Here is a 12682-nt window from a genome sequence, read left to right on the forward strand (position 1 = left end):
AGCAGACTTTACGAAATGACACCATTAAAAAGAATTTTTAAATGAAAAAACTAAATATATACTTCACCGCAGGAATTCCCGAACTGGAAAATACTGCTGAAATCATACAATTAATTCAGGATTCCGGCGCAGAGATGATTGAAATCGGGATGCCTTATTCCGATCCTGTTGCAGACGGTCCCGTTATTCAGCAGGCTCATGAATTAGCCCTGAAAAACGGAATGACCATCGAAAAACTGTTCTCACAATTGAAATCCATTAAAAACGAAATAAAAATCCCTTTAATTTTAATGGGCTACATCAATCCAGTGCTGCGTTTCGGATTTGAAGAATTCTGTGCAGCATGTTCGGAAAGTGGAGTTTCAGGATTAATTATTCCCGATCTCCCTCCCATCGAATTTGAGAAAAATTATCAGAAAGTTTTAACAAAATACCATCTGAATTTCACCTTTCTTGTGACTCCCGAAACTTCGGACGAAAGAATTTTATACCTCGATTCCTTAAGTTCCGGATTTTTGTATGCGGTAAGTTCGTCTTCAACCACCGGAAACGATCAGGCTGTTCTCAAAAACGAAGAATATCTTTCAAGATTAGCTTCACTTCCTTTGAAAAATCCGGTGATGATCGGTTTCGGAATCAAATCAAAAGAAGACTTCGAAAATGTAACCGAAAAAGCGGATGGCGGAATCATTGGAACTGCTTTCGTCAACATTTTACTTCAAAATAGAGACTGGAAGACCAAAGCTATAGATTTCATCCATTCCATCAAAGCCTAAAAATCACTAAATTTGTGTATTCAAAAAATGATATGAATACAATTCAGAATAAAGTAGTAGAATTTGAAGACTTAGGAACGCGGGAATATCAGTCGGCGTGGGATTATCAGGAATCTCTGATGAAAAACATCATAGATCTGAAAATTAAAAACCGCGATCTTCCTGCGGAACAGCACAGCAAAACGCCCAATCATTTTCTTCTTGTAGAACATCCTCATGTGTATACGCTGGGAAAAAGCGGACATGAAGAAAATATGCTTGCCGGAATTGATAAGCTGAAAGAAATCGATGCCACTTTCGTAAAGGTAAACCGCGGAGGAGATATTACGTATCACGGTTACGGACAGATTGTAGGCTATCCTATTTTAGACCTTGAAAATTTCTTCACGGATATTCATAAATACATGAGAAATCTGGAAGAAGTCATCATCAGAACCATTGCCGAATACGGATTGAAAGGGGAACGATCTCCCGGAGAAACCGGAGTCTGGCTGGATGTGGGAAAACCTTATGCAAGAAAGATCTGTGCAATGGGCGTAAAAGCTTCACGCTGGGTAACTTTACACGGATTCGCTTTAAATGTAAATACGGATATGCGTTATTTTGAATACATTATTCCGTGCGGCATTAAAGACAAGCAGGTAACTTCCTTAAAAAGAGAACTGGAAAGAGAACTCTCTCCTGAAGAAATGGAAGACATTAAAGCGAAAATAAGAAAGCATTTTACGGAGGTTTTCGAAGCAGAACTTATTGCTAAGTAATTTTTACTAAATAACATTTCCCTGCATATTGCGATGTGCAGGGATTTTTAATTAAAAAAACAATATTAGACGTACGTTCGGCGTTCCGTAGGAACGCTATCTTTAGAAAATTCATTAAGAATTACAGATATCAATCCTACGGATTGATTGATGAACTGATTATTATTTCTACGCAGATTCTTCTCCTAAAAGAGCAATGACTTTTACTATAAACAACTTAAATAACCTGAATTCGGGATAAGAAATAAATTTAAACAATTGATTTATAGTATTGTATTGATTTATCGCAAAGGAAAACAAAAGATTTTTCTACTTATTGAAAGTTTGCAAGCTAAACAAAGGCACTCCGTTTATTAAAAAAAGACAAAAATGGTATTACTTTGATAAGTTTTACGCCTTTGTATATCTTAAAAGCTGAATTCCTGATAATTGAATCTCTTTGTTTAACCTTGCGGTTAAGAAGACTTATCCCGAACTCAGGTTAAATAGAAAAACAGAAAGATTTCAGCCGAAACTTATTATCAATTTTGCCTAACCTAACCTTGATTGTAATATTCGCATCACACTGAAGTTCAGTAAGAGTGATAAAACATGATCAATTTATGCCCTATTAATTTCATCGAACTCACGTTAAATACTTTCGCCCAATTTAATTTTTCCAGTATTCATCGGTAATCTGAATGCCTGATAAAATTTCTTAAAAATTTTGAATTTTATATTCAATTTTTTATTACTTTTAAAATCACAACGTAGTGAACTATAGATAAAAAACTGCATATCATTAACCACAAAAATTAAAACTATGAAAAAATTTCTGCTATCCGCAATGGCATTTGTGATGGTACTTTCCTCCAATGCCTGTTCAGATTCCAGTGCCAATCAGGATCCGAATCTTGTTGTAAAGGAAACCAATGAAAATGCCATGAGAGACTTTGGCAGCACTATTCCGGTAGGGATCCAGAAGGAAGGCAATATCCTGAAAGTTTCTTTCATCATTTCTGCGCAGTTCTATGAAATTAAAGACAGCAAAGAAAATGAAGCCTTCATCTCAATGATTCAATCAGCGGTCGAAAATGAAACTCCGGTTCATGTTTTCCTGAAAAAAAATTCCAACGAAATTGCCAAAGTTGAAAAAGCAACCGATGAAGATGTTACTTACTTCAAATCTATCTTCACCAAAGAAACTCAAAGTGAAACCAGCAAAGCAGTAAGTGTAATTCCGAATCAGGCGACTCTGAACAATCTTTTCACACAGATCAAAAATCAGTCCTGCGGAACTTCTACAGCTTCTTCACCATGTATCACGTTTAGATATGCAGTGGACGGATGTTATGCAAGAGCTCATAAAATGAGACAAATTCTTCTGAATGCAGGTTATGACTGCGAAAAACAATTCGTCTACGGAAACCTGAAAGCTTCTACAGGAACATGCTGTGTTTCGTGGGGATATCACGTAGCCATCTTGGTAAGCTTTAAAAATGCTTCCGGTGTGGTGGAGAAAAGAATTATAGATCCTTCCCTTTTCGCCTCCGGTCCTGTAACCGATGTTACATGGAGAAATGCCTGCGTAAATACAAGCTGCGGTTCTGCTTCTGTTTCGTCTTATGCCAATACGGCAGGAAATGTATATTACAGAAGTCCGTCCGGTTCGTTGCTTTATGACAACAATTATATAAACACGAATTGTGTACTGACAACATTTTCAACATTGTCCGGATGCTCTCCTGTTCCGGCTCCAAGTGTAGCAAGCTGCGGATTCTAACAAATCTTTATATAGCTCCTGCAATTATTTGTTATTTTGCAGGAGCTTTTTAAAATCATATTTTCATGAAATTCTTAACCTATACTCTCTTCATAATAATGATGATCATTTCCTGCTCCGGCAATCAGAGTTCACAAAACCTTACATGGTACAATAATTCGGTGATTACCGATATTACAGATGATCCAGATCGACCACAGGAATTTGCCCGTGTTTCCATAGGAATCAGCGCGCAGGTTTTCTATCTTTCAAAAAAATCTCAGGATTATACCCATCTTATCGAAAAGGCAACTTTAAGTCTTAAGACAAGTAAAAAATATGATATTGGCATTGAAAATAAAACAAATATTATCAGACAGATCAAAGACGTAAAATAATCTTTTCATCACATTATCATTTAATTACAGATATTCCGGCATCAATTCTCAGTTCCGCTCCGTGAATGTAAGATGCTTCATCAGAAGCAAGAAAAAGTACTGCTTTTGCAATTTCCGAAGATTTTCCCTGTCTTTTAAAAGGAATGGTAGAAATAATATGCTGTACGGCTTCATCAATCTGTTCTGAATTTAAACCCGTATTATTAAAAATATTGGTTTTAATATGTCCCGGACTAATTCCATTCACTCGGATTCCCTTGTTCGTAAGCTCAGAAGCAAAAGTCTTAATGAAACTTTGTACTGCCGCTTTTGCCGCAGAATAGACCGAAAAATTGGACATCCCGAATTCTGTGACAAAAGAAGTATTAAACACAACCGCACTCCCCTTTTTCATTAAAGGAAGCATCTGCTGAACAGTAAAAAAGCTGCCTTTTACCAGCATATTGAAAAGCTCATCAAAATGATCTTCATCCACATTTTCAATCGAAGCAAATCTTCCGTATCCTGCATTTGCAAATACCAGATCGATATGTTCCGTTAATTTTTCAACTTCATTTCTAAGATTCATCAGATCGCTTATTTTTCCGGCATCCGAAACAATTCCGAAAGCATTTTCGCCTAGTTTATTTACGGCATTTTTTACATTTTCTTCACTTCTTCCGGTGATGATTGCCTTTCCGCCTTCTTCTATAAACTGTTGTGCTGTTGCGAATCCTATTCCGTTGGTTCCGCCTGTAATCAGAGCGATTTTGTTTTTAAATCTCTGCATTGTTTTTGGTTTAAAATTCTTCAGCAAAAATGGAAAGTTCAGTCTTCAGAAAAAATCCGATTCCTGCGATGTTTTAAGAAGGTTTTAAAAACTTTTAAATTAAATTTAACAAAATTAAATTGCACGCAATTTAATTTGGCAATATTTTTGCATCATAGTATTCAAATAAAAAAATTAACAAAATGTCATTAATAGAAGATTTAAACTGGAGACACGCTGTAAAAGCATACAATCCAACAAAAAAAGTATCAGAAGAAGATTTAAATAAAATTTTAGAAGCCGCAAGACTCGCTCCTACTTCTTCCGGATTACAGCCTTTCCGTGTGATCGTAGTGGAAAATCAGGAATTAAAAGAGAAAATGGTTCAGGGTGCGTTGAATCCTGAAGTAATGAGAGATTCTTCTCATGTTTTGGTTTTCGCGGCATGGGACAGCTATTCTGATGAGAAAATCGATAAAGTGTACGATCATCACACCGATGTAAGAGATTTGCCGAGAGGAAGATTTTCAAGCTATACCGATAAAATTAAAGAAATCTACGGAGCGCAGACTCCCGAAGAACATTTCGCACATACCGCAAGACAAACGTACATTGCTTTAGGACTTGCCATGGCTCAGGCTGCGGAACTTAAAGTAGACAGTACTCCCGCAGAAGGTTTCAGCAATGAAGTGGTGGACGAAATTTTAGGCTTGAGAGATTTAGGCTTAAAAAGTGTGAGTTTACTGTATTTAGGATACAGAGACGAGAAAAACGACTGGCTGTCACACATGAAAAAAGTAAGAATTCCGATGGAAGAATTCATCATCAAAAAATAAAATCATAATTGTCAGTAATTTATCGTCATTGAAGAACCTTTGAGTTTTTTGCTAAGTGAAAAGTTTATACTGAGCCTTTCGAAGTAGCTTTGCGAACTTAAAAACGGTTGATACATAAAAAATCTTAGCGATTCTTTGCGTTAAAAAGCTCTATGATTAATAACGGATAATTAAATAAAAACCTCTTCATTTTTCAGAAATCATGGAAAATCCCGAATTTTTAAAATTAGAAAACCAGCTCTGCTTTCCTTTATATGTTATTGCGAAAGAAATTACGGGGCTTTACCGTCCTTTTCTTGATGAGCTGGATATTACTTATCCGCAGTATCTTGTGATGATGGTGCTTTGGGAACATGACGGACTTCCGGTGAACAGCATCGGCGAAAAGCTGTATCTGGACAGCGGAACGCTTACACCGCTTCTTAAAAGACTTGAAAATAAGGGATTTATCGAAAGAAAAAGAAAAAAAGAAGATGAACGTGTGGTGGAAGTTTTCATCACAGAATCCGGCAGAAATTTACAGGAAAAAGCCTGCGGAATTCCGGAAAAATTATTTCAGAAAATCGGAGCATCGCCAGAAGACTGGAAAGCTCTGAAAGAAAATGTTCAAAAAATATTAACTAAAATAGAAAAATAAATGAAAACTTTGTATACAACAAAAGTAACTGCAACAGGAGGAAGAAACGGACACGTAAAAAGCGAAAACGGAGTTCTTGATCTGGACGTGAAAATGCCTAAAGCTTTAGGCGGAGCCAATGACGATTTCACCAATCCGGAAATGCTTTTCGCAGCAGGATATTCCGCATGTTTCGACAGCGCACTGAACCGAGTAATTTCTTTGTCTAAAGCAAAAACCGGAGAAACTACAGTAACGGCGGAAGTAAGCATCGGACAGTTGGAAAACGGCGGTTTCGGATTGGCGGTTCAGCTTGATGTGAATATTCCTGAAGTTTCTATTGAGGAAGCACAGGCTTTAACAGAAAAAGCGCACCAAATCTGTCCGTACTCTAATGCGACAAGAAATAATATCGAAGTAAAACTTTCAGTTACGAACAACTAATTCAGCGTTTTACGGTATAAATATCAGAATCTGTTTCTTTGGAAGCAGATTTTTTTTGTTTAGTAATATGAGAAACATGAAACAGAAATTTGTTTCATCCGAAAAACGTTTATATGTTTGTTGCAAACTAATTTTAAATTTACCGTAAAAGGTACACAAAAGACTTTATTGGATGTATTCAAGATATTTCAAAAGTCTGCAAAGAGAAAAAATCTTTGATTTTTTTAAACTTATGTGATCTTTTTCCCCATTTAAGTAGTAAACTTAAACTACTAAAGTGTTACAATCTTTTGCATCTTTTTCGGTAAAAAAGTTTAAACAGAATTTCTTTAAAAACCATAATCATTTGAAAAAACTTTTCGCCCTATTTATCACAATTTTTAGCTGCATTCAGTTGTATGCTCAACATACGTATGTTTTTTTCGGTTCTTTTAACTGGGAAAAAGAAACGGAGGGAATTTATGTGTATGAATTGAATACTCAAAACGGAAAATTATCGAAAATTACTTCTATTTCGGGGATTTCAAATCCTTCTTTTCTCACTTTGTCACCAGACGGAAAATATCTTTTTGCGTGTACGGAAAGCAAAACAAAGAACGGCGGAAGTGTAAGCAGTTTTGAATTTAATCCTGATAAAAAGTCTTTACAGTTCATCAGTAAACAGAACAGCGGTGGTGAAAATCCGGTTTATCTTACGGTTCATCCAAGCGGAAAATGGCTCGTTAACGGAAATTATACGGAAGGAAGCGTTTCTGTTTACCCGATTTCAGATAACGGAACTCTTGAGCCTTTTGTGCAGAATATACAATTTTCGGAAGGAAGTGTAAATCCCGACAGACAGGATCGTGCGCACATCCATTCCACCGTTTTTTCTCCGGATTCTGATTATCTATTTCTGCCTGATCTCGGAGCGGATAAAATTCGCGCTTATCGTTTTAACAATGAAAAAAATACACCTTTGCAGGAAGCTGAAATTCCTTTTGTAAAAACAACTTTGGGAGCGGGACCGAGGCATTTTACTTTTCATCCGAATGGAAAATTCGCGTACTGTATTGAAGAAATGGGCGGTGCAGTCAGTGTTTATGCTTACGAAAACGGAAACCTGAAACCGCTTCAGAGGATTTTTACCCATCCTGAAACCTGTAAAGAAGATTTTGAAAGTTCTGATGTTCATATTTCGCCGGACGGAAAGTTCTTGTATGCTTCCAACCGAGGAAAAGAAAATAATATTGCTATTTTTTCGATTCAGGACGATGGAAGTCTGAAAACAATCGGTTATCAGTCTGTAAAAGGAAAACATCCGAGAACATTTAATCTTGATCCAAGCGGACAATTTTTAATCACCGCCAATACGGCAACGAATAATGTCACAGTTTTTAAAAGAAATCCTGAAACCGGTTTGCTGAAAAAAACCGGAAGAAAAATTAAGATCAGAAATGTTTCGAATGTGCAGATCAGAAGATATTGATCATAACAAAAAAACTCTGTAAATTTAGATAACAACAAAATTTAAAAACTAATGAACCAGAATAACTTTTACATTCAATATCATAATGCTGATAAACTGAAATGTTTTCCAACTGAAAAGACAGATTTTAATTCTTTAATCTCAGAAATTACTCTTAATGATGATATAAAAGAACATGAATCTTGGATTTATACCCAAAAGAAGACAGCTAAAAAAGCAACTAATGGAATTTGTTTTCTAATTGTAGGAAAAACTGAAAATAAAATTAAAAATTATTATTTATGGAGTTGCTTTAAAATCGAAGATTATGAAGAAAATTTAGACAAAATAATTGTTATCGGAACAGGTCAAGATTTAAAAAAACCAATTTTGCTCAATAATCATCCAGATTTTGTAAGCTTTAAAAAATTTTGCGGGAATTTTGGAATCGGATTTCAAAATATTACTAAGAATAATTTCTCGCTAAAATTATTTTCATACATCAAGGACAACAAAGGAATTTTTTATCAAGCTAATCAGAAGATATCTCTTTATAAAGAAATTAGAGAATTAAACAATAAAATGCTTTTTATTAATCCAGAAAGAAAAGTACAAGAAATTGATAAAATATTACGAAAAGATAAAAAAATAGTAGAATTATTAAAAAAACTTGTTGATTATAAGTGTCAATTTCCAGAATGTAATTCAACTATTCCTACCGAAAAAGGCGTGAATTATGTTGAAGTTGCTCATATAAAACCGGTTTTTAAAGGAGGGAAAAGTATTTTAGGAAACTTAATTGTTTTTTGTCCTAATCATCACAAAGAATTTGATTTGGGAATAAAAGAAATTCTGGAGGATAATATGGAAACAATTTCAGGAATTTTAAATGGTAAAAATTTTAAAATCGATTTATATAACAATTATACTTACAAGATAGAATAATATCAGTAAAATTACCTCATCCCAGAATCACTCTTCTTAAAAGCATCCACTTTCTGATAAGAATCGTTTTTCTCTTTTTCTTTTTTGTCTGAAATTAAAATTCCGAAAAGATGATCGATTTCGTGCTGGAAAATAACGGCTGTAAAACCTTCCACAATTTCTGAATATTTCTGACCTTTTAAATCGACATATTCAAGCTGAATGACTTTGCTTCTGTAAAACTGATCTCTGAAATCGGGAATCGAAAGATCGCCTTCGGGACCTAAATTCTGTAATTCTGATCTCCAGACAATGACAGGATTGATAAAATATTCCAACGGTTCTCCTTTTTTATCAAAACGCTGAACCCAGATTACTTTTCTGTTGATTCCAACCTGTGGTGCGGCAATTCCCACTCCGCCATCGGTGGAAAGCAAAGATTCTTTCATTCTGCCGACTAAAACTGCCGTGTTTTTATCCAACGGATCAATTTCTGCCGAAAGACTTAATAACGTCTTGTGCTGATTTTCGTCTGTGGTCTGATAAATCGGTAACGCAGAATTTTTATCTCCCTGATTGATAATGGAAATTTCGCTTGGTGTCAATTTTTGAGCGTTCATCAAACCGATGAAAAGGATGAAAAGAAGGGATATTTTTTTCATTTTTCTGAATGTTTTGCAAAGATAAATATTGCAGAGTAAGTTTTGTATTTTTGGGCTAAAACCAATTAATTTTTTGGTAAAAAGCAATGAAAAATATGCAGACCTCATTATCTTTTAAACGAATCATTGTCATTCTGACGAAGGAAGAATCTGTTTGAATTCTTCCAAACTTTTAGTCTAAATATAAACCTGGCTCTTTATACTTTTCACTTTTTACCTGGCTCTTTCTCAATACGTTTTCGTCATATCACTTGGAATGATCAGATTAAAATCGGTGGGAATATAGTCTTTCTCAGGAACTTTTAATTCAGGATCATCCGATTCAAAAACAGAAATGACCGCCATTTTCAGGTTCGGATTCTTTTGTTTAATGTACCAGTAAATTCCGCCAAATTCCTTGCTGTGGTAGTTTCCGTTGTAATGAATGAATGTTCTTCCGGATTGCAGATTTTTTAAAATAGATTCTGCCATAGTCGCATCTTTTATTGCCTGAGCGGAAATAAAATTCATGACTTTGGTTCCGTCTGCGTGATCGCCCATCATCGCTTTCATTTCAGGGTAACCCGGTGTTTCAAGCGTTACTTTTATTGGAAGTTGTGCAATATAAGATTTTTCTTTTTCAGATAAATTATTCAGAGATTCCAGACCTTCTTTGGCGGTTTGGGATGCATATTTTCTGGGAATATTGGTTGCGATGAAGTTCAGCTTTTTTGCTTTGGCAAAATCCACCAAAGGTTTATAATCGGTCGTGAAATTATTCCAGAGTCTTGCGGAATCTTTCAGTGTTTTCGAGTCTATTTTCCCGTTGAGATATTGATTCAATTGCGGCTGATTGTCTCTTTCGAACATTTCAGCACCTAAAATAAGCTGTCCGTTTTTCTGAGCATATAACCCTTCCGTCACTTTAAGTTGTAACCAATGGTTGATGGAGTTGTTATGATTTTCACCAAAGAAAACCACGTCGTAATCAGCCAGTTGTCTGATGAGTTTTTCGGGCTTTACTGATTTTCCTTTTTTGTCGTAAAACTGATAGGCTTTAAATTGCTGTGCCTGAAATGAGCAGAAAACAGTAAGAAGAAAGGCAGTGAAAAGGTTTTTCATTTTAATTTTGTTTTTTTTGACGCGAATGGCTTTACAAATATCATGATATAATTTTAATCTTCTGTTGTTTTTTTAAACACGATTGACACAAATGGCTTCACGAATATCACGATATAAGTTTAATTTTTTAATGATCTATTGTTTATTTTAACGCGAAGCTTTTTTTAAACACGAATCACACAAATGGTTTCACGAATGACACAAGGTAACGTTGATTTATTTTAACGCAAAGTAGATAAGGTAAATATTTTAAAGTAAGCAAAGTTATTCAGATTTCATCTGTTATTAAGCGAACGTTTTATGATTGCATTTGGCAATGTCTTAGCTGAGTGGCTCGTTCTATCACTTGCTGAACGAAGTGCCTTTGCGAACAAAAAAATATCCTCAATAAGCTAAAAACAAAACTTAGCGATCCTTGCGTTAAAATAAATCAACGTTACCTTGTGTCATTCGTGAAAAGTACTCGTGCCATTTGCGTTTAAATTAAAAAAAGCCGCCTGTAAAAAACAAAACGGCTTAAAGAAACTATCTAACTATTTCAATTTATTTTTCAAGATCGGCGACGAGGTCTTTCCATTCCTGTAATTCCGGGATTCCGGGTTTTCTTTTTCCGAAAAACTGAACGATAAAATCGCCTTCTTTATTGAAAACTTCAATGGCGGTCACTTCTCCGTCTTCCGTCGGTTTTTTCACAATCCATGCTTCCGCAATTTTGGTAACGTCCAGATGCAGATTGAAATCCGGATCCATTACGTTGAACCATTGCTGATGCCAAAGTGTTTTTTTCACGTTTCCTGTATGAATCTGGATGATTCCTCTGTTTCCGACAAAAATCATGATCGGAAGTTCTTTTTCCGATGCGTCTTCCAGTACGTTTACGACTTTTGAGCTTTCAATTTTCTTTGCAAAACCTTCAGGAGCCAGTCTCAACGCCTGCGTTCTGCTCACTCCGAATTTTCGGGTCATCATAAAGAAATCGTGCGTATCTTTCAGTTCTGTCCATGCTTTCTGGAAGCCTTCTACATCAATTTCGGTGTCCGGTTTTTCTTCTGCTTTCGGAGCTGCTTTTTCAAAATCGAAAGATCCGTTCTGCTCTTCTGCTTTATATTTTTCTGCTATTTCATCGAATGCAGCTTCGTTACTGTCTTTGGTAAGATAAATTTTATGCAGCGCCAAACCGTCTTTTCCGAAAAACTGAAGGCTTTTTTTATCTCCTTCCACCACTGCGAAAGCTAATTTCCAGTGATTCAGGAAAATTCTTAAATCAATATCTTCTCCCACGAAAAGCTGTGCATGAGGACTGCTGAAATCGCCGTTCAGATACACTCCTTTTCTTTCGTGAACGCACTCTTCGTTGCGTGTAAGCGCCATTACTTTTCCTAACTGCTCCACTTCTGCTAAAATATTCTGAAATTCCGGCTTCAAAACCGTTACGCCTTCTCCTACGCTGGTTGCCAACAGTTCCGCCTCGCTTACTCCAAGTTCTGCTGCGGCATTTCGGATTCTCAGATGCGGATTTTCAGCTTTAAGAGCTTCCCATTTTTCCTTCAGATCGTTTACTAATGTGCTCATTTATTTATTTTTTAATGGTTAAAATTGTGTAATTTCTTGTGATGGTTTCTTCTCCGGTTTTGCTTTTTACTTGTTCCTGCCGTTCGGAAATTTTCATTCTTTTAAAATAACTTTTGGAAACGGTTTCCTCCATTTCATCGGTATTGTACAACGTAAAACCGAACTGCGTAAAAGGAAGTTTTTCCATGAAATCCCGCTGTCCGAAAGTGAGTACAAATGTTCCGTTGTCTTTCAGAACTCTGTAAATTTCATTGAGAAAATCTGTTGGTTTTTCCCAGAAATAAACGGTGTTTACGGTAAATATTTTATCGAATGTTTTGTCTTTAAAAGGCAGTTCTGCTCCTTCATACAGGATAAATTCAGCCTGATTCTCAAAATCTTTATTCAGTTTTATGGCTTCGTGATGCATGGTTTCCGAAATATCAATTCCGGTATATTTTACATCAATGGCTTTGTTTAAAATATTTCTGACATGCCCTGCATTTCCATGACCGATTTCCAGAATGTGTTCGTTGTCTTCTATTAAAAGGGTTTTTATGCTTTCCAACGTCATTCCGATGTTGGTTTCATTCATCATTTCGCCGATCTCGATTCCCTTTTCTCCTTGAGGATGGGCGAGATTCTGTGCTAATATTTTCAGTTTTTCTGTATCCATA

At 35.7% G+C, this 12682-nt stretch carries 14 protein-coding genes; 9 read left to right on the forward strand and 5 right to left on the reverse strand.

All coding sequences use genetic code 11. The annotated features are described in order from the left end of the window. Window positions 1-41: 41 nt before the first annotated feature. From trpA to AC52CF_RS13575, 4 genes are all read left to right on the forward strand, one after another. Window positions 42-776: a tryptophan synthase subunit alpha gene (gene trpA, locus AC52CF_RS13560; protein WP_214589216.1), complete on the forward strand. Its 735-nt coding sequence runs from the start codon at window positions 42-44 to the stop codon at window positions 774-776. Between the two features lie 32 nt (window positions 777-808). After that, a complete protein-coding gene (gene lipB, locus AC52CF_RS13565; protein ID WP_214589215.1) occupies window positions 809-1537 on the forward strand; it encodes a lipoyl(octanoyl) transferase LipB in 729 nt (242 codons plus the stop codon). Window positions 1538-2339: 802 nt separating this feature from the next. Continuing rightward, window positions 2340-3299 (forward strand): protein-glutamine glutaminase, encoded by a 960-nt coding sequence (locus AC52CF_RS13570; protein ID WP_214589214.1) that lies wholly within the window; start codon window positions 2340-2342, stop codon window positions 3297-3299. Between the two features lie 65 nt (window positions 3300-3364). After that, entirely contained in the window at window positions 3365-3676 is a 312-nt protein-coding gene (locus AC52CF_RS13575; protein WP_496517269.1) for a hypothetical protein, read from the forward strand. A 16-nt stretch (window positions 3677-3692) separates the two neighbouring features. Here AC52CF_RS13575 and AC52CF_RS13580 read toward each other — a convergent pair whose 3' ends face one another. Then, window positions 3693-4445 carry an SDR family oxidoreductase gene (locus AC52CF_RS13580; protein WP_375181336.1) on the reverse strand — a complete coding sequence of 251 codons (753 nt, stop codon included), beginning with the start codon at window positions 4443-4445 and terminating at the stop codon, window positions 3693-3695. 182 nt (window positions 4446-4627) lie between these two features. Here AC52CF_RS13580 and AC52CF_RS13585 point away from each other — a divergent pair, with 182 nt between their 5' ends. The 5 genes from AC52CF_RS13585 to AC52CF_RS13605 all read left to right on the forward strand — a co-directional run bounded on the left by AC52CF_RS13585 (window position 4628) and on the right by AC52CF_RS13605 (window position 8712). Next, on the forward strand, window positions 4628-5260 hold the full coding sequence (locus AC52CF_RS13585) for an NAD(P)H-dependent oxidoreductase (RefSeq protein ID WP_375181337.1): 633 nt from the start codon (window positions 4628-4630) through the stop codon (window positions 5258-5260). 202 nt (window positions 5261-5462) lie between these two features. Next, entirely contained in the window at window positions 5463-5897 is a 435-nt protein-coding gene (locus tag AC52CF_RS13590; protein WP_076393251.1) for a MarR family winged helix-turn-helix transcriptional regulator, read from the forward strand. Next, complete coding sequence (locus AC52CF_RS13595; RefSeq protein ID WP_116097987.1) at window positions 5898-6320, forward strand: organic hydroperoxide resistance protein; 423 nt, start codon at window positions 5898-5900, stop codon at window positions 6318-6320. A gap of 346 nt (window positions 6321-6666) precedes the next feature. After that, complete coding sequence (locus AC52CF_RS13600; protein WP_375190973.1) at window positions 6667-7788, forward strand: lactonase family protein; 1122 nt, start codon at window positions 6667-6669, stop codon at window positions 7786-7788. A 51-nt stretch (window positions 7789-7839) separates the two neighbouring features. Further along, a complete protein-coding gene (locus tag AC52CF_RS13605) occupies window positions 7840-8712 on the forward strand; it encodes a hypothetical protein (RefSeq protein WP_496517270.1) in 873 nt (290 codons plus the stop codon). A gap of 11 nt (window positions 8713-8723) precedes the next feature. Here AC52CF_RS13605 and AC52CF_RS13610 read toward each other — a convergent pair whose 3' ends face one another. From AC52CF_RS13610 to AC52CF_RS13625, 4 genes are all read right to left on the reverse strand, one after another. Beyond that, window positions 8724-9353: a peptide deformylase gene (locus tag AC52CF_RS13610; protein WP_375181340.1), complete on the reverse strand. Its 630-nt coding sequence runs from the start codon at window positions 9351-9353 to the stop codon at window positions 8724-8726. Between the two features lie 228 nt (window positions 9354-9581). Continuing rightward, window positions 9582-10454 (reverse strand): ChaN family lipoprotein, encoded by an 873-nt coding sequence (locus AC52CF_RS13615; RefSeq protein ID WP_375181341.1) that lies wholly within the window; start codon window positions 10452-10454, stop codon window positions 9582-9584. Between the two features lie 543 nt (window positions 10455-10997). Continuing rightward, a complete protein-coding gene (locus tag AC52CF_RS13620; protein ID WP_375181342.1) occupies window positions 10998-12026 on the reverse strand; it encodes a hemin-degrading factor in 1029 nt (342 codons plus the stop codon). Window positions 12027-12030: 4 nt separating this feature from the next. Next, window positions 12031-12681 carry a class I SAM-dependent methyltransferase gene (locus tag AC52CF_RS13625; protein ID WP_375181343.1) on the reverse strand — a complete coding sequence of 217 codons (651 nt, stop codon included), beginning with the start codon at window positions 12679-12681 and terminating at the stop codon, window positions 12031-12033. Between the last annotated feature and the right edge of the window lies 1 nt (window position 12682).

The organism is Chryseobacterium sp. 2P (assembly GCF_059579425.1).

Bases quoted from the DNA above. Each gene is read 5' to 3' on its own strand.
- AC52CF_RS13570 (WP_214589214.1), top strand. From the start codon at position 2,340: ATGAAAAAATTTCTGCTATCCGCAATGGCATTTGTGATGGTACTTTCC.
- lipB (WP_214589215.1), top strand. From the start codon at position 809: ATGAATACAATTCAGAATAAAGTAGTAGAATTTGAAGACTTAGGAACG.
- AC52CF_RS13590 (WP_076393251.1), top strand. From the start codon at position 5,463: ATGGAAAATCCCGAATTTTTAAAATTAGAAAACCAGCTCTGCTTTCCT.
- AC52CF_RS13595 (WP_116097987.1), top strand. From the start codon at position 5,898: ATGAAAACTTTGTATACAACAAAAGTAACTGCAACAGGAGGAAGAAAC.
- AC52CF_RS13585 (WP_375181337.1), top strand. From the start codon at position 4,628: ATGTCATTAATAGAAGATTTAAACTGGAGACACGCTGTAAAAGCATAC.
- AC52CF_RS13605 (WP_496517270.1), top strand. From the start codon at position 7,840: ATGAACCAGAATAACTTTTACATTCAATATCATAATGCTGATAAACTG.
- AC52CF_RS13615 (WP_375181341.1), bottom strand. From the start codon at position 10,454: ATGAAAAACCTTTTCACTGCCTTTCTTCTTACTGTTTTCTGCTCATTT.
- trpA (WP_214589216.1), top strand. From the start codon at position 42: ATGAAAAAACTAAATATATACTTCACCGCAGGAATTCCCGAACTGGAA.
- AC52CF_RS13580 (WP_375181336.1), bottom strand. From the start codon at position 4,445: ATGCAGAGATTTAAAAACAAAATCGCTCTGATTACAGGCGGAACCAAC.
- AC52CF_RS13620 (WP_375181342.1), bottom strand. From the start codon at position 12,026: ATGAGCACATTAGTAAACGATCTGAAGGAAAAATGGGAAGCTCTTAAA.
- AC52CF_RS13625 (WP_375181343.1), bottom strand. From the start codon at position 12,681: ATGGATACAGAAAAACTGAAAATATTAGCACAGAATCTCGCCCATCCT.
- AC52CF_RS13610 (WP_375181340.1), bottom strand. From the start codon at position 9,353: ATGAAAAAAATATCCCTTCTTTTCATCCTTTTCATCGGTTTGATGAAC.
- AC52CF_RS13575 (WP_496517269.1), top strand. From the start codon at position 3,365: ATGAAATTCTTAACCTATACTCTCTTCATAATAATGATGATCATTTCC.